This window comes from Bradyrhizobium sp. YR681 (assembly GCF_000282615.1).
Classification (GTDB): Bacteria; Pseudomonadota; Alphaproteobacteria; order Rhizobiales; family Xanthobacteraceae; genus Bradyrhizobium.
In genome coordinates, this window is record NZ_AKIY01000161.1 from 1 (window position 1) to 1,860 (window position 1,860).

1 protein-coding gene is annotated in these 1,860 nt (G+C 65.2%); it reads right to left on the reverse strand.

Going from position 1 to position 1,860, the window contains the following annotated elements; translation table 11 throughout:
- Positions 1-1,860, reverse strand: a 1,860-nt coding sequence (locus PMI42_RS12795) for a DUF1522 domain-containing protein (RefSeq protein ID WP_008134607.1), incomplete at both ends; no start/stop codon positions are given.

Consider the following 1,860-nt stretch of genomic DNA (forward strand, 5'->3'; position numbering starts at 1 on the left):
AGCACGTTGATCAGGTTCTTGGAGAAGTCCTGACGCACCTGCACGATCGAGAGGTTCGAACCGAGCGCGGAGGCCTGCGAGCGCAACGTGCTGGATGCCGCGTTGAGGCTGGTCAGCACCCTGTTGGTCGCGCCGTTGTCGATGAAGTCGGTGCCGCTGACGAGGTTGCTGAGGCCAAGACCCGCGGCGTTGAAGACCACGCCGTTGATACCGAGCGTCGAGCTGCCGGTTTCGTTGAAGACCAGCTTCAGCGTGTCGCCGTTGAGCAGGTTGACGCCGTTGAACGAGGAGTCCTGCGACGTGGTGTCGATCTGCTGGAGAATGTTGTTGAACTGGTTGACGAGGTTTCCGCGCGCCGTCTGCGCCACCGGATCCTCGACAGGCGGTTGAGCCGTCGAGAACGTCAATGCGCTGGTGATGGTTCCGCCGATCGCACCGCCCGCAGTTGTGGAGCCGAGCGTCGAGGAGGCGAATTCGTTGACGGTGGTGACCGTAAGCACGCCGTTGGCGTCGATCGTCGCCGTCATGTGGTTGGCCTGCAGCGCGACATTCAGCTGGTTCAGCGTCTTGACCGTGCCGTTGGTGCCGTCACCGAAGGTGACGTTCACGGGCGTGCCGCCGTTGAACGAGGAGAAGGTCAGGGTCTTGCCGCTGATGCCGCCCACACCCGAGTTGCGGGACGCGGTGAAGGCCGAGGCCGTGCCGGTGTTGCCGGCGAGGCCGAGGACGGGCAGCGCGTTGCCGGTGCTGGTGATCGCAAGGTCAGCGTTGATGCCGGTCGAGATTTTCAGCGCGCCGCTCGGCGCAATGGTGGAGTTGGTCTGGCCGGACGCGGTGGCCAGGGTGCCGCTGCCATTGCCGTTGAGGGTGAAGGTCTGCACGCCGGTCGCGAAGTCGATCGCCTTCAAGACGTCGGCGACGGTGCCCTGCTGAAGATAGACGGTCGAGTTGCCGTTGCCGTCGGTGACGACGTTGCCGGAGACGCCGAGCGTGGAGCCGACCGAGGCCGCAGTCGGCGTCGGCGCATCCTTGAAGGTGATGACCTTGCCGTCGACGTTCAGGGTCGAGCCCGCCTGCACCAGAGAGGACAGGCTGGTCGACCCGGTGACGCGGGGCGCGGAGGTGCTGACGGTGCCGCCGCCGCTCGATGTCGTGAGACCGAAGCTCTTCAGCAGGTCGGCCTTGCCGGACAGGCTCAGGTCGGAACCCGTCGACGATTTGAGCGTGGTGACGCCCGCCGCGATGCTCGACAGGGTCTGGCCCGGATTGGCCGTGACGGTGCCGCTGTTGTTGTAGCCGACGCCGCTGGCGAGGTCGATCGCGCCGAGGACGTCACCGACCGTGACGTTGGTCGAGGTCGTGCTGGCGCCGAGATAGATGGTCGAATTGCCGGTACCGTCGGTCACGACATTGCTGCCGACCTGCGATGATCCCGCCGGAAGGCTGGCCGGCAGGGCCGACGTCTTGAACGTGATGGTCTTGCCGTTCACGGTGAACGTATCGCCATCGGCATAGGGCGAGGACGTCGCCAGGGAGCCGCTCGCGCCGAACAGCTTGGTCGTTGCGTTGATGCTGCCGGCCGCGATCGGCGCCGTGGTGCGTGTGGCGGTGTTCGCAGTCGTCAAGCCGAGCTTTGCGAGGGTGCCGGCCGACGTATCGGTCAAGGCAATATTCGCATTCAGACCGGTGTTCAGCACGAGGGCGCCACCACCATTCACGCTGGACGCGTTGGTCGTGTTGCCCGTGATCGAATCGACGGTCGAAAGCAGGTTACCGACCGTCTGATCGATACCGATCGTCCAGTTGCCGCTGGCATCCACAGCAGCGGCGCCGGACGTGGTGAAGGTGATCGTCTTGCCG